The sequence below is a fragment of the Enterococcus sp. 10F3_DIV0382 genome, from assembly GCF_002140245.1.
GTDB lineage: Bacteria > Bacillota > Bacilli > Lactobacillales > Enterococcaceae > Enterococcus_B > Enterococcus_B lactis.
Genome location: NZ_NGMF01000001.1, coordinates 1,697,794 through 1,716,744 on the forward strand (window position 1 = coordinate 1,697,794; position 18,951 = coordinate 1,716,744).

General features: G+C 39.0%; 17 protein-coding genes and 1 pseudogene. All 18 read right to left on the reverse strand.

Going from position 1 to position 18,951, the window contains the following annotated elements; genetic code table 11:
* Window positions 1–146: 146 nt before the first annotated feature.
* Complete coding sequence (locus tag A5849_RS08570) at window positions 147–1,049, reverse strand: LysR family transcriptional regulator (RefSeq protein WP_002309299.1); 903 nt, start codon at window positions 1,047–1,049, stop codon at window positions 147–149.
* Window positions 1,046–1,738, reverse strand: coding sequence for a carbonic anhydrase family protein (locus tag A5849_RS08575; protein WP_002316248.1), 693 nt, complete (start codon window positions 1,736–1,738; stop codon window positions 1,046–1,048). The genes A5849_RS08570 and A5849_RS08575 overlap by 4 nt, the downstream gene beginning before the upstream one ends.
* A 42-nt stretch (window positions 1,739–1,780) precedes the next feature.
* Window positions 1,781–2,422: a YfbR-like 5'-deoxynucleotidase gene (locus tag A5849_RS08580; protein ID WP_002288886.1), complete on the reverse strand. Its 642-nt coding sequence runs from the start codon at window positions 2,420–2,422 to the stop codon at window positions 1,781–1,783.
* Between the two features lie 37 nt (window positions 2,423–2,459).
* A complete protein-coding gene (locus A5849_RS15340; RefSeq protein ID WP_073490441.1) occupies window positions 2,460–2,738 on the reverse strand; it encodes a hypothetical protein in 279 nt (92 codons plus the stop codon).
* A gap of 76 nt (window positions 2,739–2,814) precedes the next feature.
* Window positions 2,815–3,450 carry an HAD family phosphatase gene (locus A5849_RS08590; RefSeq protein ID WP_002309302.1) on the reverse strand — a complete coding sequence of 212 codons (636 nt, stop codon included), beginning with the start codon at window positions 3,448–3,450 and terminating at the stop codon, window positions 2,815–2,817.
* A gap of 11 nt (window positions 3,451–3,461) precedes the next feature.
* Window positions 3,462–6,191 (reverse strand): sigma 54-interacting transcriptional regulator, encoded by a 2,730-nt coding sequence (locus A5849_RS08595; protein WP_086310091.1) that lies wholly within the window; start codon window positions 6,189–6,191, stop codon window positions 3,462–3,464.
* 105 nt (window positions 6,192–6,296) lie between these two features.
* Window positions 6,297–7,274 carry an SIS domain-containing protein gene (locus tag A5849_RS08600; RefSeq protein ID WP_002313783.1) on the reverse strand — a complete coding sequence of 326 codons (978 nt, stop codon included), beginning with the start codon at window positions 7,272–7,274 and terminating at the stop codon, window positions 6,297–6,299.
* Window positions 7,275–7,326: 52 nt separating this feature from the next.
* Entirely contained in the window at window positions 7,327–8,139 is an 813-nt protein-coding gene (locus A5849_RS08605) for a PTS system mannose/fructose/sorbose family transporter subunit IID (protein WP_002309306.1), read from the reverse strand.
* A gap of 14 nt (window positions 8,140–8,153) precedes the next feature.
* Complete coding sequence (locus A5849_RS08610; RefSeq protein WP_002313784.1) at window positions 8,154–8,933, reverse strand: PTS sugar transporter subunit IIC; 780 nt, start codon at window positions 8,931–8,933, stop codon at window positions 8,154–8,156.
* A 19-nt stretch (window positions 8,934–8,952) separates the two neighbouring features.
* Window positions 8,953–9,423, reverse strand: a complete 471-nt coding sequence (locus A5849_RS08615) for a PTS sugar transporter subunit IIB (RefSeq protein ID WP_002309310.1) — start codon at window positions 9,421–9,423, stop codon at window positions 8,953–8,955.
* Complete coding sequence (locus A5849_RS08620) at window positions 9,420–9,836, reverse strand: PTS sugar transporter subunit IIA (RefSeq protein ID WP_002309312.1); 417 nt, start codon at window positions 9,834–9,836, stop codon at window positions 9,420–9,422. The genes A5849_RS08615 and A5849_RS08620 overlap by 4 nt, the downstream gene beginning before the upstream one ends.
* Before the next feature lie 452 nt (window positions 9,837–10,288).
* Complete coding sequence (gene pyrE / locus A5849_RS15210) at window positions 10,289–10,918, reverse strand: orotate phosphoribosyltransferase (protein ID WP_029680876.1); 630 nt, start codon at window positions 10,916–10,918, stop codon at window positions 10,289–10,291.
* A gap of 9 nt (window positions 10,919–10,927) precedes the next feature.
* Window positions 10,928–11,641: pseudogene (pyrF, locus tag A5849_RS15215) on the reverse strand (orotidine-5'-phosphate decarboxylase); the annotation flags it as partial.
* Complete coding sequence (locus A5849_RS08630) at window positions 11,638–12,570, reverse strand: dihydroorotate dehydrogenase (RefSeq protein ID WP_086310046.1); 933 nt, start codon at window positions 12,568–12,570, stop codon at window positions 11,638–11,640. The gene A5849_RS08630 and the pseudogene pyrF, both read right to left, overlap by 4 nt.
* Entirely contained in the window at window positions 12,567–13,343 is a 777-nt protein-coding gene (locus A5849_RS08635) for a dihydroorotate dehydrogenase electron transfer subunit (RefSeq protein WP_002309317.1), read from the reverse strand. The genes A5849_RS08630 and A5849_RS08635 overlap by 4 nt, the downstream gene beginning before the upstream one ends.
* 53 nt (window positions 13,344–13,396) lie before the next feature.
* Window positions 13,397–16,582 carry a carbamoyl-phosphate synthase large subunit gene (carB, locus tag A5849_RS08640; RefSeq protein WP_002309319.1) on the reverse strand — a complete coding sequence of 1,062 codons (3,186 nt, stop codon included), beginning with the start codon at window positions 16,580–16,582 and terminating at the stop codon, window positions 13,397–13,399.
* A gap of 4 nt (window positions 16,583–16,586) precedes the next feature.
* Window positions 16,587–17,663, reverse strand: a complete 1,077-nt coding sequence (locus A5849_RS08645) for a carbamoyl phosphate synthase small subunit (protein WP_002309321.1) — start codon at window positions 17,661–17,663, stop codon at window positions 16,587–16,589.
* A 4-nt stretch (window positions 17,664–17,667) separates the two neighbouring features.
* Window positions 17,668–18,948 (reverse strand): dihydroorotase, encoded by a 1,281-nt coding sequence (locus A5849_RS08650; protein WP_002313786.1) that lies wholly within the window; start codon window positions 18,946–18,948, stop codon window positions 17,668–17,670.
* Window positions 18,949–18,951 lie beyond the last annotated feature (3 nt).

Sequence of the window (18,951 nt, forward strand, 5' to 3'; positions counted from 1 at the left end):
TTTATAGAAAGCAATCAGTTATAAATTGCTTTCTATAAAAAGAGGGGTTGTGACAAAATTCGTGTCACAACCCCTTATTTCGAATAAACTGTTTTGTTTGGCTGTTCTTTCTACTTAATATCAGTCAGATGTTCCGTCTGCTTTTCTTAATTCTGTTGGTCCAGTAACCGAGGAAGCTCTTTGATAAATCTTTGAGCGATTTCACTGAGCGGGCGCTTTGCCGAATAAATGATATAAAATTCATTTAGCTCGCCTTCTGCTAAAGGAATTAACCGCAAGTGCTCACGAATTCCTCCAATCACAATACCAGACCCTGAAGCGTACGCATCAGTTTCAAGAACGATATTCATCAAAGTCCCTCGATCACTGGTATAGATCACTGTTTCTTGATCAGGAATCTCGATAAGGTCTTCATAAAAATACGGAAAATTATTTCCATCCTGTGTAAAACGAACTTGAGGATAAGATAACAATTCTTCTTTTGTGATCTCTGCGTGTGTAGCTAGCGGGTGTCCATGCCTTAAAAAAATGTGTGTTTTAAATTTTCCAATGCTGCGGCCACTTAGTTCTCCTTGTTGCAAATATCTTCTGATACCAGCTTGATTATGCTCGTTCATATAAATAATGCCGATTTCACTGTGCTGCTCTTTGACTTCTTCGATCACTCTCGCCGTCGTCGTCTCCATGATCCGAAATTGTTTGATTTCATCTTTGAATTCCTCGAGTAGCTGTGCGGTCAAAGGACCTAAGAAATCATAATGCTGGGCAGCGATTGAAAAATTCTCTCTCTTTTCACTCGTTAGATAGTGACTTTCTAATGTATCAAGCTGAACCAAGATTTTTTCGGCACGATTTAAGAAATCTTGTCCTTCTTCTGTTAAATATGCACCTCGATTCGTTCGAGTAAATAGCGTGATTCCTAACTCGGTCTCTAATTCTTTGATACCAGCTGAAAGACTTGGTTGTGAAACAAACATTTTCTTTGCAGCTTCTCTGAAACTACCATTATTTGCCACAGCGACCACATATTTCATTTGTTGAATATTCATTGCTCAAACTCCTCAAAATAATAAATTTCTCTTCCATTCAAGGGTTGAATTGGTCGGTTGTTCGGCTGTGCATACTGCCCTTTGAAGGGTAGAAGAAACTCTTGGTTCAATTTTTCTACATGATCCATCACAAACCATTGGATTGGTCCGCTGGTAGGTGGAGTTGTCAATGAACCTACATAATGAAAATGGCTTTTTTTCTCTGGAAAAAAGACATCTGGATTTACCCAGTGTTCATGTTTTTCTAAATTCCATCTCTCTCCATTTTCTTGATTATAAAACCAACCTTCCTGTTCCATTAACTGATACATGACGCCCACGACCAGATTCTCTTTTTTGCTGTTCATATGAACAAAATGAAACTCAATATCTTCCTGTTTCCCGTCGATGATATGTTCTGATGGTAAGTGGAAATGAATATCTGTCAAATAATAGCGTTCTTTCTTGAACTCTACATAACTGAGTTGATCAAAAGGTACTAAATGAATCGTATTTTTGAATTCCTTGTCAGTGAAGCGTTGCTTTTGATAATGAAACGAAAGTGTCTCTCCTTTCATTTTTATTTCTTCACCTTTTGTTAAATGAATAGGTGACTGCAACGGAAATTCCGCACCTCTCGCAAACCAATCACATAAATTCGCCCAATTTTCCGGACCTCTGTCTCCAGAATAGCCCCATTCGACATCCATATTCTTTTTCAACTATACTTCCCCCTGCATCTCATATCGTTTTTATTTTTCTTCTTTCTTTACAATCGTTGAGACAGTTTCTAAAAACGCCTCTTTTCCATAAAATTCCTGGTTCAATAGTTCCGGAAATATCTCTTTAAAGAAATACTGAACAGAAGGCCGATGTTCAAAGCTTTTGATAGTCGTCACTGCCTCAATGAACATCTCCTTGTAAACTTTTTCTGGATTATTTTTGATGATTTCATCAAAAGACTCATAAAGAAGGTCAACCTTATCTGAAATGGCTAATAGTTCTCCTTCTACAGTTTCATCTTTTCCCTCGAACAACCGACGGCGATAAACTTCTTGGAACTCAGCTGGAATCTCTTGATTGATGAATTCGTCCGTCATCTTTTCTTCAACTGTTTGCAGCATCCCTCTTAATTCTTTGCTTGCATATTTCACTGGTGTTTTGATATCACCAATAAAACGTTCTGTGTAGTCATGATTCAGTGATTTTTCATAGAGCAGTTTCCAATCGATTGGCTGCCCATTTGCTTCTTCAATATCTCCTAGAACTTGCGCAATAGATGCTACACGATACGAATGTGCTGCGACTGTATGCTCCGTATATTTAAAAAAACCAGGTGCCCTTGTGATCGTCTCTAAATTGTTCAATCCTAAAATAAATTCATTCAATCCCATAAAAGTTACCTCCCTTTGAGATTTCTTTTTCCGAATATCATATCATTAAATAACTGACATTCGCAACATTTCCGCTCTTTTCCATTTTCGCAACAGCTCGCTTACCAAAAAATAGAGAAACTCTCGATAGAATAGAGTGCAGAGAAGAGATTATTCTCTTTTCTCTGCTATTTAGTCTTAGCAAAATAAATTTTGCAAAAATCAAAAACTGATCACGATAGAAGTTTCTTTTCATATCTGATGAAAAGATACTTTTCGCAATCAGTTTTTGGATTGTTTTTATATCGATTGATAGCCATTTTTTCTCACAATCAATTAATTATATGCTTAAGATTCTTGTTCAAAAATTTCACGAAGTTTCGGGGCATTTAAATCTTTTTCAGATAGTTGAATCAATCTATATCGTAAGTTTCGATTATTTGAATGATATCGTTCAAGTCATCAATCACGATATCTGCTTGTGCCTGATCAAGGGGCAGATCTTGCTTTAATGCAATCGTATATAAATTAGCTGCTTTTGCTGACGCAATACCAACAGGAGAATCTTCTACTGCGATGCAATGTCTACCATCCAATGCATTTACTGCGATTTGATAAATTTCTGGATGTGGTTTGCTTTTAGATAGCTTTTCTCCTGAAATGACAAAATCGAAGTATGGTGCTAAAGCATTCTGTGTCAGCATTTTGTCGATTTCTCTTTGAGGAGAAGAAGAAGCAAGAGCAATTTTGATACTTTTCTTTTTTAAATAATCCAAGATGTCTTCCGCACCCTTTCGCAGTGCTATTTTAAAGTCAATAGGATGTTTTTCCCGGTACGCAAGGTATTCTTTTCTAAGATCAGCTCGTTGGTCTTTTTCTGAGACCAATACTTCCCAAATCCCATTTTCTGTCAGTCCAACGAAATCCAACTTATTCGTCGAACCTGGTAGGATGTTTTTTTCTTTGAAAAATTGCATACGTCGATCAAAATAAAAATTTTCTGAGTCAATTAAGACACCATCCATATCAAAAATCATGCCTAAATTCACAAACCTTCCTCCTATCCATAAATAATTTCATGAATCAATCGTAATTCCAACGTGGAAATCTTGATAGTATACTCACTCTCTATTTCGAAAAAGGCACGATGGATCTGTTCCATTTCTGCACCTGCTTGAGTCGTATATTCCTCTATATCTTCTTGTTCATCCACACTTTCTTTCCTTAAAATTCGTTCAATCATACAGCAGCAATGTAGGTATAGTAAAAACAACTTACTATTAGATAGAGTGATCTCTAAGGTTTCCTCAGCTACGGATACAGCACTTTGCACTAAACGCAACAGTTTGGTTGCGTCCAAAATCGTTAAATTTTCGATGATTTTATTAATTGAAAAACTGAACATCAGCTGTTCTTTTAAATCTTTATCACGTATGTCAAAATAATCTTGTAGAATTGAAATGAACTTCTCAACATCTTCACCGTTAATTAAATGATCAAGACCAATATAAGGAACCTGTTCGATTTTGGGATCTTCTGTTCCTACAATCATCAATACTTCATATATTTGGAAAGGATCCTCATACATTTTATTTTTTTGCAATTTTTTGTAATCATACGGAATAATCGTCAATTCTTTGCAATGATTTTCTAAACAAGATTCCAAAATCTCTTGTATTTGAGTAGCTGAACCTATTCCGGTGTAACAGCAAGTTAAGATTGCCTGTGTTTTTTCTTTTTTTGGTAGTATTAGTTGTTTTTTTACTTTGTTTTCTATATCGATTTTTTGGCTGATTTCTGCGATAGACATTTGTCTTTGAATCAACTGCCCAATCTCCAATACAAGAGGCGTAGAGACATAATCGATAATCAGCAGTGGACCACGTATTTTATCTGCTAGCTTTTTTCCGATTTCGTTCAACGACCCCATATCTACTAATAAAATCAACCCGGCGTCCGTTTGATGATCATTGATAAAGCGAATAACTTGTTCTTCTACTTTAGCTAACGTGATATTGATTGGCATATCATAAGCTTGAAAGATATTCTGCTTCAGTATCCGATTGCCTACGTTCGCCATACTGCTAGCAGTAGAATAACCATGAGCTAAAATAACACTCTTGATTTTCTTTTCTCCTAGCGTGATCTGCAGCCCATGAAAATAAAAGGAAATAAAAATCAAATCTTCCTCTTTAACATCTTGATCTAATTGTCGAGAAATATGTCCTAGTACTTTTTTAGCATACCAATAAGAAGTATCTATGGAACTCGAAACCAATTCTAACAACTTGTCTTTGACACTTTGCCATTCATGATTTTCTGCAATCATATCTGTGTTGTTTTTATGGTAGAGATACTGTGCTAGGGCAATCACACGATTACCATCTTGTTCCAATCCGTAGTTTTCATGCATCCAATCAAAAGTTTCTCGTATCTGATAGGTTAGTACAGAATAAAATGATTCTTCTTTCGAATAACTATCTTTAAAAATAAACTCGTCCATCAAATGATTGATTTGATTTACCGTATGATCAATAAAATCTTTGATCATTAATTCTTGCTTTTCAACTTTTTGATACATTTGCACTATTTTTTCAAATAACTGCCTGATTTGCCTGACTTCTGAAGATTCTAAAAAGATTTGGTTAGCTGTATGCGGCAAATATTGGCGGTCTGGTAAAGCTTTAATCGTTTTTTTCAGCTGCTCTTTTAGCTGCATGGTATTTTCAGTTGGAAGATCCTTCAAACGAACTCGAATAGACAGACTATTTTGGTTTTTGGCGTACGCACTACCGCAGACATATTTCACGATGTTCTTTATCTTCCCTACATTGCCTTCTAAGTCACTATTAAGCAAAAAGTCCACTAGTTGATAACTTACATCGATGCGTTTTGACAAAATATTCGCTTCATTGATAAAAAATGTGTCTATCAGTTGCATACGTTCTGATTGCGGACGACGTTCATAATTCGGCAACATGACAATCACTGGCAAACGGCGAATAAAGGTCGGCAAAAATGTTTGATAGACATTCTCAGTTGTTGCAAATATCATACGGACGTTTGCTTTATGTCTGATTGCATTGTCCCCCATCGGTGAAATTTCTCCTGTATCCATAAATGTAAAAAGCTTTTCTTGCCCTTCATCACTTAAGCGGTGAACCTCATCCAAAAATAAGACGCCATTATCAGCTTTTTCTATCAATCCAATATGTTCTTTTTCTGCTCCGGTAAATGCTCCTTTGACATGGCCAAACAAAGCAGAAGACAAGAGTTCAGGATTGTTGAAATATTGGGCACAATTATAAGAGATAAACGGAGCATCTTTTGGGATGACCTTTTCTGCTACAGCATATTCATAGATTTTTTCTGCTAAAAATGTTTTTCCTGAACCGCTATTGCCCGATAAAAGAATAGGTAACCCATTCCCAGGATAAAGTACTGCTGTTTTTATTTGATCAACTGCTTCTCTTAAGCTGCCATTTGCTCCAATCACCGTTTCTAATGCATTGGCTTTTTCTGCTGCAAATAAGTCTTCCCAAGTTTCATATTCAGATTCTCTGTGAAAAATGCCAAGTTCAGCTAAAGCTTCAACATGTAAAAAAGAGACGGGGTAACTCTTGACCTTGACCAATACTCCTTCTTTCATTCCTTGATTTAAGTAGAAGCTTGTTGTACTTCGATTCAAACCGACATTTTCGCTAATTGATAAAGCTGAAAAATCTTCTGCATGATGCTCACTGTAATTTTTTGTCAGCTCTTTTAAATATTTTTCTACTTTTTTGTTCATGATCAACACCACCCAATTTACTCTTGCTCAATCAATTGTACGAGAATAAGAAACCCTTTTCAATGCAAGGGAAGAAAAGCCGAGGCACTTGGCCTCAGCTCTAGTTTAATACTCTAATTTCCACATATAACGACGCTTTGTCAGTGGATGCTGGCGTACTTCAGCTAATTCTTCTGCATAGACGCGGAATACTGCTGTGATGACGAATGGATTGAAGTAATCAAGAACCTCTTTCGCAATGTGGGCAGACAGTCCCCAATCCAGTGCATCTACGATTTCTATTTTTGCATCGAAACGATTCAAAAAAGTCAGTGCTCGGGCATCCATTTGACGCGTACGACCATCATTCATCAATAAGATAAATGGTACGTCTTTGTCCGTGATTTCAAATGGACCATGGAAAAATTCACCAGAATGGAAAGTACCAGAGTGAATCCATTGCATCTCCATCATTAAACAAATAGAAGTGGAATACGCAACTTCATGAGTCGCTCCTGAACTCATAACATATATCACCTTTTCATTTTTGAAACGTTCGGCGAATTTTTTTGCTTGTAGACGTGCTCCCTTTGCACTTTCTTGCGACAAATCATAAATTTTGTCGAAACCATCCATCATCTTATCGTAGTCTTTATATCCTTCGATCTGATTTAGTAGTTCAACTGCAAGTTCTAAGCAGTAACCTGTTTTTTCTAGTTTTGCTGCGTAATCTTCTGTGAAACGATGATAAATCACATAGTCTGCGTCTTTCGTTAACGGAGAATCTACGCTATGTGTTAAACTAATAACTGTGGCACCTTGTTCTTTCGCTACTGCGTTAGCTTGAACAGTTTCAGGAGTCGTACCTCCCAATGAAGCTGAAATAACTACAGTATGATCGTTGATCGAGCGAGGTGTCGCATAATTGAATTCATTTGCCGTAAAGTGGCTGATACGTAATTTGTTTGCGTTTTGTTCTAAAAAATATTTTGCTGGATATAGATCTGCTTTCGATGCACCACAGCCGACAAATACGATGGACTCCACCTCTTTGTTCGCGATGATTTCTTTGACGATATCTTTTGGACTTAATGTTGAATTCATGTTTGAATTCCTCCTCATACTATTTATTTTTAACCTAAATTAGGTTGGTCCCTTAATTAAAAATCCCGCATAAACTTAGTAAAACACCACCAGCGATACAAATAGTGAGCATCAAACCGGTCCGAACTTTCTTTTGCAACAACCAATACATAAAAAACGTCAGCCCTAAAGGAATCAACTGGGGCATGATATTATCTAAAACATCCTGTAAAACAAACGCCTTGCCGAATCTTAGCGGCGTGGTGATCCCAATCATACTAGCAATCATGGCTCCAATGACCATCAAACCGATAATCGTACAAACATACATCACTTTATCCATCAAACCTTCTTGATACAGTTTCGCTAAATATTTATTCCCAGTATTATAACCAATTTTTCCGCCATAATATGTAACGAAAAAGGACGGAATGAAGGAGATGATAATGGCCAAGATAGGGCCTAAGATACTACCTTGCTGAGCGAGATTGATTCCAAAGCCAAAGGCCAAAACACGTATGGTTCCTTGGAAGAAAGAGTCTCCGATTCCTGACAAAGGGCCCATAAGCGAAGTCTTCAAAGCACTGATGGTTTCCGGATTGAAATTCTCTTGATCTTCGGCATATTGTTCTTCCATAGATGCTGTTAGTCCTAAAACGAATGAACTTGTTTGCGGCGTACAATTGTAGTAAGCCATGTGCCGCTCATAAGCATCGATTTTCTTTTGTTTGTCTTCTGGCTTGTCATAGATTTTATCGATGATTGGTGCAATACCATACATAAATCCCATATTCATTTGTCGTTCGTAATTCCACGAAGCTTGTATTGCCCACGAACGCCAGAAAAATTGCCAATACTTCCAACTATTTTGATCTTTCTTAGTCATAAAAAAACTCCTTTCTATAAATCATCTAAAGGATCAGGTTCGCTTACTGCTGTCCTATTATCTTTACCATTGAATTTGACTTGTGCCATCACAAAGGCCACAATGCAAGCAAAAGCTGCGATACCTGTGATGCTTAATCCGGAGTAAGCTGTGATTAGAAAACCAAGTAATAAAAACGGGATCATTTTTTTCGTCAACATCGTTTGTAACAACAAAGCAAAACCATATGCTGGTAAAATTTTGCTTGCTAAAGTCAGACCATTTGTCAACCATACTGGGATACTGCTCACGATATTTTTCACTAAATCTGTTCCAAAGTAAACAGCTAAAAAGATAGGGATAAAATACATCAGTGAATATAAGACCGTACCATAGATTATGTGGATCCGTCGTGCTCTGCTGAACTTTCCTTCATTGATTAAATTATCTGCCCAATGTGTCAGATTTGAGAGTACCGTCCGCATCAATATTCCAAGCATTTGTCCTAATACAGAGATTGGAATGGCAATAGTCAGAGCAGTTTCAGCATTGGAGCCAGATAGAATAGCAAAAGCTGTAGCAATAATGGACGCCATATTCATATCCGGTGGCGCTGCTGCTCCGATATTTACCAGACCAAGCGACATCAATTCCAGAGAAGCACCAACCAACAAACCTTTTTCCAAGTCACCTAATACTAACCCAACTAACGTACTCACGATTAAAGGCCGTTCAAAATTCATCCTCCCTAGTAGTCTAGAGTCCAAGATGCACATGATTCCGACCAGACCTAAGGCAATCGATTGAAACAACATAACGTAAACTCCTTTCTTTTTAAATCATTGTATTCAAATCCTCTTTTTTGGAGGTTGGAACCTGTTGCATGAACTGTTTGATGCCCATTGATTTTAGTACTTTCGCATCTTCTATCTCATTTTCAGTCAAGAAGATAGCATTACTGAATTGTTTTGATCCTTCTTTTTTTATGATGCCTCCGTAATTGATTTCCTTAACGTTTGAGTAACTTTCGCAAAACTGACGAACATCCTTGGTATTTCCAAAGATCATCATGATGTTTTCACTCAATGCTTCTATTTTAGATATTTTTGTCAAGGTATTTTCAACGGTAAATATATTGAGTTTGATTCCTTGAGGTTTTGATAGTTCTAAAGACATTTTTTTAAATTCATCATTGGCTGCTTCATCATTCACCACCAGAATTCGGTTGATTTGTAAAGATTTACTCCAAGAAAACACCACTTGTCCATGTAACAATCGGTGATCGATACGAATGAACTTGATCATAGATCATCTCCTCCTTCATTTGATTTTTTTAGTAATCGATTGCAATCAATCAATGACTGCCGACTTTCTTCGATAATCAATTCTAAATCTGCAGCAGCAATTGGGTTAACTTGCGTGGCGATTGAAATCACTAAGGGTAGATTCATTCCTGTGATCAAGCGTATTGCTGGCTCTTTCTTTAACAGTCCTATCATTTCATTATTGACACTTCCTCCTAAGATATCTGTGAGAATAAATAGATTTTCTTTTCCTAATTTTGAAACTATACTTTGTATTTGTTGTTCTATCGGCTCATCTTCATCGCGATAAGCCGATAATGCATAAATATTAGTGGCAGGTCCCAAGATCATTTCAGCTGTTTGTTTTAGACCTTGAGATAATGCGCCATGACTAGCTAGAATAATCGTATTCATTTTTATTTCCTCCTCGCTGACAGTTTTATATAAAGCAAATACCGTGCCAACTTCTGTTCAGCCTGTAAAAGCTATAGTTACAACTATTTCCCAACACTTTTATCATTTACTGATAAGTGTTCAATCTATTTTGTAAAAGTGTTGAACTGCTTTTCTACATATATAAAACAAAAATAGCCTCTCGACTGTGGGATAGGAACACAGTTGAGGGGCTGTTTTTGACTCGTTGAAGTCGTTCATACTTTGTGTAATCAGCGCTATTGAAGATCATGCATATGTATTTTATGGATGTATCTCCTCATCCAAATCATCCATGCAGGGTTATGAAAAAAATAAGGATACAGTTACATAAACTGTATCCTTAAAAAATATAACGGTGTAGAGAAATGGTAATTTAGAAATATTCAAAATAATATAGCTTTATTTCTTCAATTATCTAAGTATTTTTGTACTTAAAACTGCCAATTTTCAGGATCTTTTTTCCATTCTTTTAGCAGAGTTAATTCTTGCTCATCGATATAACGATCTTCTAAAGCTGCTTCGATCAATACAGAGTAATTGGTCAACGTCATAAGAGGGATTTCGGCTTTTTCGAAATTTGCTTTTCCTTTTGGCAACTCATACGTAAAGATAGCTGCAACACCAAGGATAGCTGCACCTTCTCTTTTTGCTGCTTCAGCTGCTTCCAAGACGCTACCTCCTGTAGAAATCAGATCCTCGATCACAACCATCTTCTGACCTTCAACTATACGCCCTTCGATTTGGTTGCCTTTCCCATGATCTTTCGCCTTACTTCGAATATAGACCATTGGCAAGTCTAATATTTCCGCTACCCATGCAGCATGAGGAATTCCTGCCGTTGCAGTTCCAGCAATTACTTGTACTTCAGGGAAAGCTTCTTTGATTTTTCTTGCTAAGCCTTTTGCGATCTCTTTTCGGACTTTTGGATAGCTCATCGTGATTCGGTTATCACAGTAAATGGGGCTTTTGATTCCACTTGCCCAAGTAAAAGGATTACTTGGATTTAAAAATACTGCTTCAATCTCTAATAGATCTTTTGCGATACTTTGTTCTACATTCATTTTAGGTTGGCTCCATTCTGTTTGAATCGCTCGGTATGCTTCATAAGGATCAGTTGCCTGTGTGATTGGTCGTCCCACAACGATGAAAGTTGAGCCAATCTCTCTTGCTTGAGAAGGTGTGACTACTCTTGTCTGATCTCCTACGACTGTTCCTTCTGGTCTTATCCCTGGAGTTAAGCAAACAAATTCATCTCCCGCCGTTTCTTTGATCGCTTCTACTTCCCAAGCAGAAGAAACCACACCATCTAATCCTGCTTTTTTGGCACAGTTAGCGTAATGGATCACACTTTTTTCTAAAGGAACTTCGATTAGTTGGTCTGCATGCATCTCCTCTTCACTTGTAGAGGTAAGTTGAGTGATAGCTAGAAGTAGGGGACGTTTCCCACCTTCTGGCGTTCCTTCTTCTAATCCACGCATTGCCGCCTCCATCATGCGAATACCGCCAGCTGCATGAACACATGTGACATCAACACCAAGCTTTGCCAGTCCCCGCATTGCTTTTTCGACCGTATTCGGAATATCGTGAAGTTTCAGATCTAAAAACACATCGTGACCAGCATCTTTTAAATAACGTACGATTTCAGGTCCTTCTTGGTAGAACAATTCCATTCCGATTTTCACAAACAATTTTTCTTCTTCTGGGAAAAAAAGAAGAAAGTCTTCTACTTCTTGCCAAGTTGAAAAATCTAATGCAATGATTGGTCGTTGGTTTAGTTGGTTCATCGTTCACGTTCCTCTCTCACTTCTTTGATTAATCTTTCCAGTGACTCAATACCTAGTTCGTTCATTCGCACTGGGAGCTCTTTGATTAGTTTAGGACAGATATAGGGATCGGTGAAATTCGCAGTCCCTATAGCTACAGCTCTTGCTCCAGCCATAAACATCTCAAGAACATCGTCCACTGTCTGCACGCCGCCCATCCCAATGATTGGAAGATTGGATATACTTGCCACTTGATGAATCAAACGGATAGCGACAGGCTTGATTGCTGGTCCGGATAGTCCACCTGTTTGATTGGCTAAAATTGGTTTTCTTGTCTTAAGGTCAATCCGCATACCAAGTAGTGTATTGATCATTGTAAATCCATCTGCCCCTCCAGCTTCGATTGCCTGAGCGATTGGAACGATGTCTGTCACATTGGGAGATAGTTTGACATAGACAGGAACAGAAGCAACTTTCTTTACTGCTTGTGTTAATTGAAAAGCAACGTCAGGATCTGTTCCAAAAGCGATACCGCCATGCTTGACATTTGGACAGGAAATATTCAGCTCGATTGCTTTCACATTTGGCGCTTCGCCGATTTTGCTACAAACTTCTACATAGTCTTCTTCACAAGCACCAGCAACATTTGCGATGATGGGTAACTCATTGTACTCCTCTAATTCTGGAAGAAGTTTATTCATAACAACGTCTAGACCAGGATTTTGTAAACCAATCGCATTCAACATGCCAGATGGTGTTTCCGCCACTCTCGGTGTGGGATTGCCAAAGCGAGCATTTGGAGTCGTTGCCTTGACCATGATCGAACCAAGCTGATTCAAATCATAGTATTTTCCATATTCTTTGCCAAAACCGAAACAGCCGCTTGCTGGCATGATAGGATTTTTTAATTCTAGGCCAGGAAGTTTGACTGCTAAAGGATTCTCATTCATATAATTACCTCTCCTATTTTAAAAATCGGTCCTTCGTCACAAACTTTCACACTTTTTGTTCCTGTTTCATCTTCCGGCGTATGACAAACGCAAGCATAGCAAGCCCCTATCCCACATGCCATGCGGGATTCTAATGATAACTGGACATTTTGATGCGAAGAAAACAGCTGTTCCACTGTCTTCAATAACCCGTTTGAACCACATGCAAAAACTGCTGTAGGTTTCGTCTTCGTTCCTAATAATAAATTACCGACATTTCCGTGCATACCGTATGTGCCATCGTCAGTAGCGATTCTTGTTTCTCCAAGACGATTAAATTCTTTTTCATAATAAACGACTTCATGTGTGGCAAAACCTAAAAAGTGCGTTGGCTTGATCCCTTTTTTGACTAACTGCTTTGATAACTCATACAGAGGCGGGACACCGATTCCTCCACCGATTATAAATACTTCGTCTCCTGTATGAAGATCAGATAAATCAAAGCCATTACCTAAAGGGCCCATAACATCTAAATAGTCTCCGGCAGAAAGAGTAGAGAAAACGCTAGTCCCCTCACCTTCCACCCGATAGATAATACGGCAAGTATTTGTCTCGTGATCGATATGATTCAAGCTAATCGGTCGGCGTAGCAGCAAGTCTGCACGCGGCACGAGGATATGCAAGAACTGTCCTGGTTGCTGCATTTCTTTTACTAGATCACCTTTTAATGTCATTTCAAAAATCTTTGGTGCCAGCTGTTTTTGCTGAACGATTTCCATCATTTCTTGTTTCATCTGTCCCCTCCTGTAACGGATTTTCTTCTTTCGGTCTTAACATGTATACACCGTTAAATAGGGTTGGTTGAAAATGCACGGGATTCCATCACTCGAACGATCGCATCTGCTGTGTCTAAAGAAGTAAACAACGGAATACCATGTTCGACTGCTTCTCTTCGGATAATGAAGCCGTCTTTAGAAGCATTTCCCCGATCTTTATCAATCGTATTGACAACCACTTGTGTTTTACCATCTCGTATTAAGTCGACTACATTTTTTTCTGCTGCTTCCTCAGAAATTTTCGCAACTGTTTCAACAACCAAACCATGTTTTTCGAAATAGGCAGCTGTATGTTTCGTTCCTATCAGACTATAGCCGATTTCTGTAAAACGTTTAGCCAACTCTAGTGCTTCTTCTTTTGTTTCATCCGCAATCGTAAACAATACGGCTCCATATTCAGGCAAGTGTAATCCAGAAGCTTCGAATGCCTTGTACAAAGCTTTGTCTAATTGTCTGTCAGACCCCATTACTTCTCCAGTCGATTTCATTTCAGGCCCTAAGTAAGTATCGACTTTCTGCAATTTAGTAAAAGAAAAGACGGGCGCTTTAACATGGACTTCTTTTGTTTCCTTATAAAGTCCGTTTTCATAACCAAGTGCCTTTAATTTCTCTCCCAAAATAGCTTTCGTCGCAATTTGTGCCATTGGAATTCCTGTCACCTTACTTAAGAATGGAACAGTCCGACTTGCTCGAGGATTGACTTCGATCACATAAACCTCATTTTCATGGATGACGAACTGGATATTCATCATCCCGACACAGTTCAAACCTAATGCTAAACGGATCGTGTAGTCTTCGATCGTTTTCTTGATTGATTCAGATAATGTTTGAGGTGGATACACAGCCATTGAATCCCCTGAATGGACACCGGCACGCTCAATATGTTCCATGATCCCTGGAATGAGTACTGTTTCACCGTCACAAATCGCATCCACTTCGCATTCGCCACCAAGCAAATAGCGGTCCACTAGTACTGGATGTTCTGGAGAAGCTTTCACAGCATGTTCCATGTAGTCTTCTAAATCTCGCTGATTTTCAACGATTTCCATCGCACGCCCGCCTAATACATAGCTTGGACGAACAAGTACTGGATAACCAATTCTCGAAGCGATAACCACGGCTTCTTCTTTACTTGTAGCAGTATCCCCTAAAGGTTGAGGAATATCCAACTCTTTCAGCGCTTGCTCGAATAAATCACGATTTTCCGCACGATCCAAGTCTTCAATCGTTGTCCCTAAGATTTTTACACCAGCAGTAGTCAAAGGTTCGGCTAAGTTGATTGCTGTCTGACCACCGAATTGAACGATTACTCCTATCGGCTGTTCTAGCTCGATCACATTCATCACATCTTCGAAGGTCAATGGCTCAAAATATAATTTATCCGAAATAGAAAAGTCAGTAGAAACTGTTTCCGGATTGCTGTTCATGATGATTGCCTCGTATCCTGCCTGCTGGATTGCTTTGACAGAATGCACAGTCGCATAGTCAAATTCAACTCCTTGTCCGATACGGATAGGACCAGATCCCAGTACTAGAACTGAGGGCTTTTCTGATCGTGAACTTTCATTTTCATATTCATAGGAACTATAAAAATAAGGTGTTTTTGATTCGAATTCCGCTGCACAAGTGTCAACCATTTTATATACAGGAATCAAGTCATTTTCTTTTCTCATCTGGCGAACGGCTTCTTCGCTTATTTCCCACAGCTCCGCCACTTTTTTGTCTGTAAAACCGTTTTGTTTCGCTGTTTTCAATATCCTGTCATCCAACGGCTGCTGTTTCAACTGCTGTTCAATTTCTACGATATGCAACAGTTTATCTAAAAAGAATAAATCGATTTTTGTCAAATCTGCCAATTCTTCTATGGTGTACCCTCGTCTAATAGCTTCAGCTACATAAAACAGGCGATCATCTTGTGCTCGAACCACTTTTTGGATTAGGTCATCGTCCGTGATGTCTGCCAACTCAGGAAGTTCGATATGGTGTGTACCGATTTCTAAAGAACGCACAGCTTTCAATAAAGACTCTTCGATATTCCGACCGATAGCCATCACTTCACCAGTTGCTTTCATCTGCGTACCTAAAAGCCGTTCTCCGTTTTCAAACTTATCAAACGGCCAGCGAGGAATTTTAGCTACAACATAATCTAATGCAGGTTCAAATTCTGCAAAAGTCGTTCCTGTTACAGGATTTTTCATTTCGTCTAATGTTAATCCAAGCGCTATTTTAGCAGCTAGCTTAGCGATCGGATAGCCAGTCGCCTTACTTGCTAACGCCGATGAACGAGAAACACGCGGATTGACTTCAATCACATAATAATTAAAGCTATGTGGATCAAGAGCAAGTTGGACGTTACAGCCTCCTTCGATCTTAAGTGCTCGAATAATCGAAAGAGAAGCATCACGAAGCATTTGATATTCATGGTCAGACAATGTCTGGCTAGGAGCAAACACGATAGAATCACCTGTATGGATACCCACTGGGTCAAAATTTTCCATGTTGCAGACAACGATTGCATTATCAGCCGAATCTCTCATCACTTCATATTCAATTTCTTTAAAACCCGCAATACTTCGTTCAATTAAACATTGGGTAGCTGGGGAAAGACTTAATCCATTTTCTGAGACTATTCGTAATTCTTCTTCATTTTCACACATGCCTCCACCAGTCCCGCCTAAAGTAAAGGCTGGACGAACGATGACGGGATAGCCGATTTTATTTGCAAACGCTACAGCTTCTTCTACTGTATTGACGATTTCAGACTCGGGGATTGGCTGATTCAATTCTTTCATCAACTGTTTGAATAAATCACGGTCTTCTGCTTGATCGATCGCAGAAAGCTTCGTTCCTAGAAGTTCTATGTTCAATTCTTCTAAAATACCTGATGCTGCCAGCTCCATTGCCATATTGAGGCCTGTCTGTCCGCCTAAAGTTGGAAGGAGAGCATCTGGACGCTCTTTTCGAAGAATCCTTGATACAAATTCAAGTGTGATCGGTTCGATATATACTTGATCTGCCACTTCTTTGTCCGTCATGATCGTCGCAGGATTAGAATTTACTAAAACCACTTCATATCCCTCTTCTTTTAAAGCAAGGCAAGCTTGTGTTCCTGCGTAGTCAAATTCTGCGGCTTGACCAATGATGATCGGACCAGATCCAATCACCATAATTTTCTTGATATCTGTACGTTTCGGCATCTGTTTACTGCTCCTTTCCTGCATCCATCATTTCCATAAATTCATCAAATAAATGTAGTGCATCGTGCGGACCAGGAGCAGCATCTGGATGAAACTGCACACTGAAAGCGGGATAATCTCTGTGTTTGACTCCTTCTACTGTTCCGTCATTTACTTCTACATGGGTTACGATGAGTTTTTCTGAATCAATCGTGGCTTCATCGACTGCATAGCCATGATTTTGAGAAGTAAAATCAATTCTTCCGGTCGCTACTTCTCGTACCGGGTGATTTAATCCTCGATGTCCGAATTTCATTTTATAGGTATCTGCACCGTTGGCTAAAGCAAATAACTGGTGACCAAGACAAATACCAAAAATCGGTACTTTTCCTTGGATTTTTTTGATCATTTCGATTGCTTCTGGCACATCTTTTGGATCACCAGGTCCATTCGTCAGCATGACTCCGTCTGGTGATAACGCTAAAATCGTCTCGGCATCTGTGTTATAGGGAAGTACTGTGAGGTTACAGTTTCTTTTACTCAATTCTCGTAAAATACTATGTTTCAAGCCGAAGTCAATGACGATAACTTTCCGTCCTGTTCCTGGACTTGGATAAGGTTTGTTAGTGGAGACTTGCTGCACTTGATTGGTTGCTAGAACGGTTGCTTTCAGCTGATCAAATGCATGTTCGAAGGAATCTCCAGCATCAACGATACTTGCTTTCATCGTTCCGACTTCACGGATTTTACGAGTAAGGGCGCGCGTATCGATACCTGATATTCCAGGAATCCCTTTTTGTTTCAAAAATGAATCTAGCGTCATTTGGTTTCGCCAGTTTGAAGCTACACGCGCGTGCTCTTTTACTACTACTCCTTTGCATGTTGGAGAAATCGATTCATAATCATCTCTATTTACCCCATAATTGCCCACCATAGGATAGGTAAATGTAATGATTTGACCGTTGAAACTTTGATCGGTGATGGTTTCTTGATAACCAGTCATACTTGTTGTAAAAACGATTTCTCCGAAGACATTTGCATCCGCGCCAAAAGCTTTTCCTTCGAAAACTGTTCCATCTTCTAATATAAGCAAACGTTCCATATTTTTATTCTCCCTTCTGCCACACAAGTTTTCCGTTGACAAAAGTCATTTGTGTTTCACCTTTTACTTTCCAGCCGATAAAAGGTGTATTTTCCCCTTTTGATAAAAAGTCTTCTTTATCGATCGTGCAAGTTTTTGTAATATCAAAAATTGCTACATCAGCGGGTGCGCCGACTGTCAGCGTTCCTGCATTCAAACCAAAAATCTCAGCCGGTTTAACTGCCAGCCAATTGATTACTTGTTCCAATGTGAATTGTCCAGTTTCTACAAAATGAGTGTAGATCAGTTGGAATGCTGTTTCGCTTCCTACTATGCCAAATGGCGATTTCATGAAGCTTTGGCTTTTTTCTTCTAATCCATGTGGGGCATGATCTGTAGCGATACAATCGATCGTGCCGTCAAGCAAACCTTCGATCAAGGCTTCCCTGTCCTTCCGTCCTCTTAGCGGTGGATTCATTTTCCAAAAGCCGAAATCTTCGGGAATATCTTCATCGATCAAAATAAGATGATGGGGCGAAACTTCCGCTGTTACGTGGATTCCTGCTTTTTTTGCGTCTCTGATTACTCGGACACTCTCTTTAGTAGATACGTGGCACACATGGTAATGAACACCAGTTGCTTCAGCTAGCAACAGATCTCTGGCGATTTGAGAAGACTCGGTTACACTTAAGATCCCGGGAAGACCCAGTTCTTCTGCCTTCTTGCCAGCATGCATAACACCGCCAAATAATAAAGATTCGTCTTCTGTATGGGCTACTAGTGCTTTATTGTTTTTCGCAGCTTCTTTCATAGCCAGATACATCGTTCCAGCCGTTTGGACACCTACACCGTCATTTGTGAAAGCAAAAGCACCTTCTTCAATCAGTGCTTCTTGATCAACTAATTTCTCACTTCGCAGATTTTCTGTGATTGGCGCATACTGTAATACCTTCACAACTGCATCTTTTCTAATGATGTCATATACTTGTTTCAGCTTTTCTGCCTTATCAGGTACAGGATTTAAATTCGGCATCGCGCATACAGTAGTAAAACCACCACGTGCAGCTGAGCGAGTTCCAGCTTCGATCGTCTCCTTGTATGTAAATCCTGGCTCTCTCAAATGGACATGGACGTCCACTAAACCAGGTGTGATCAATTGTCCCTTTGCATCAAACACTTCATCAAATTCGGCTTCTGAGAATCCTGTACCGATTGCTTTGATTCGCCCATCTTCTATCCAAATTTCTGCTGGTGTCGTCATATTTTTTCGTGTATTGATCTGACCGTTTTTAATGAGTGTTTTCATTTT

Excerpts from the sequence above, each read along its gene's own strand:
- A5849_RS08570 (WP_002309299.1), bottom strand. The coding sequence starts at position 1,049 with ATGAATATTCAACAAATGAAATATGTGGTCGCTGTGGCAAATAATGGT.
- A5849_RS08575 (WP_002316248.1), bottom strand. The coding sequence starts at position 1,738 with ATGGATGTCGAATGGGGCTATTCTGGAGACAGAGGTCCGGAAAATTGG.
- A5849_RS08580 (WP_002288886.1), bottom strand. The coding sequence starts at position 2,422 with ATGGGATTGAATGAATTTATTTTAGGATTGAACAATTTAGAGACGATC.
- A5849_RS08595 (WP_086310091.1), bottom strand. The coding sequence starts at position 6,191 with ATGAACAAAAAAGTAGAAAAATATTTAAAAGAGCTGACAAAAAATTAC.
- A5849_RS08600 (WP_002313783.1), bottom strand. The coding sequence starts at position 7,274 with ATGAATTCAACATTAAGTCCAAAAGATATCGTCAAAGAAATCATCGCG.
- A5849_RS08605 (WP_002309306.1), bottom strand. The coding sequence starts at position 8,139 with ATGACTAAGAAAGATCAAAATAGTTGGAAGTATTGGCAATTTTTCTGG.
- A5849_RS08610 (WP_002313784.1), bottom strand. The coding sequence starts at position 8,933 with ATGTTGTTTCAATCGATTGCCTTAGGTCTGGTCGGAATCATGTGCATC.
- A5849_RS08615 (WP_002309310.1), bottom strand. The coding sequence starts at position 9,423 with ATGATCAAGTTCATTCGTATCGATCACCGATTGTTACATGGACAAGTG.
- A5849_RS08620 (WP_002309312.1), bottom strand. The coding sequence starts at position 9,836 with ATGAATACGATTATTCTAGCTAGTCATGGCGCATTATCTCAAGGTCTA.
- pyrE (WP_029680876.1), bottom strand. The coding sequence starts at position 10,918 with ATGAATGTAGAACAAAGTATCGCAAAAGATCTATTAGAGATTGAAGCA.
- A5849_RS08630 (WP_086310046.1), bottom strand. The coding sequence starts at position 12,570 with ATGAATGAGAATCCTTTAGCAGTCAAACTTCCTGGCCTAGAATTAAAA.
- A5849_RS08635 (WP_002309317.1), bottom strand. The coding sequence starts at position 13,343 with ATGAAACAAGAAATGATGGAAATCGTTCAGCAAAAACAGCTGGCACCA.
- carB (WP_002309319.1), bottom strand. The coding sequence starts at position 16,582 with ATGCCGAAACGTACAGATATCAAGAAAATTATGGTGATTGGATCTGGT.
- A5849_RS08645 (WP_002309321.1), bottom strand. The coding sequence starts at position 17,663 with ATGGAACGTTTGCTTATATTAGAAGATGGAACAGTTTTCGAAGGAAAA.
- A5849_RS08650 (WP_002313786.1), bottom strand. The coding sequence starts at position 18,948 with ATGAAAACACTCATTAAAAACGGTCAGATCAATACACGAAAAAATATG.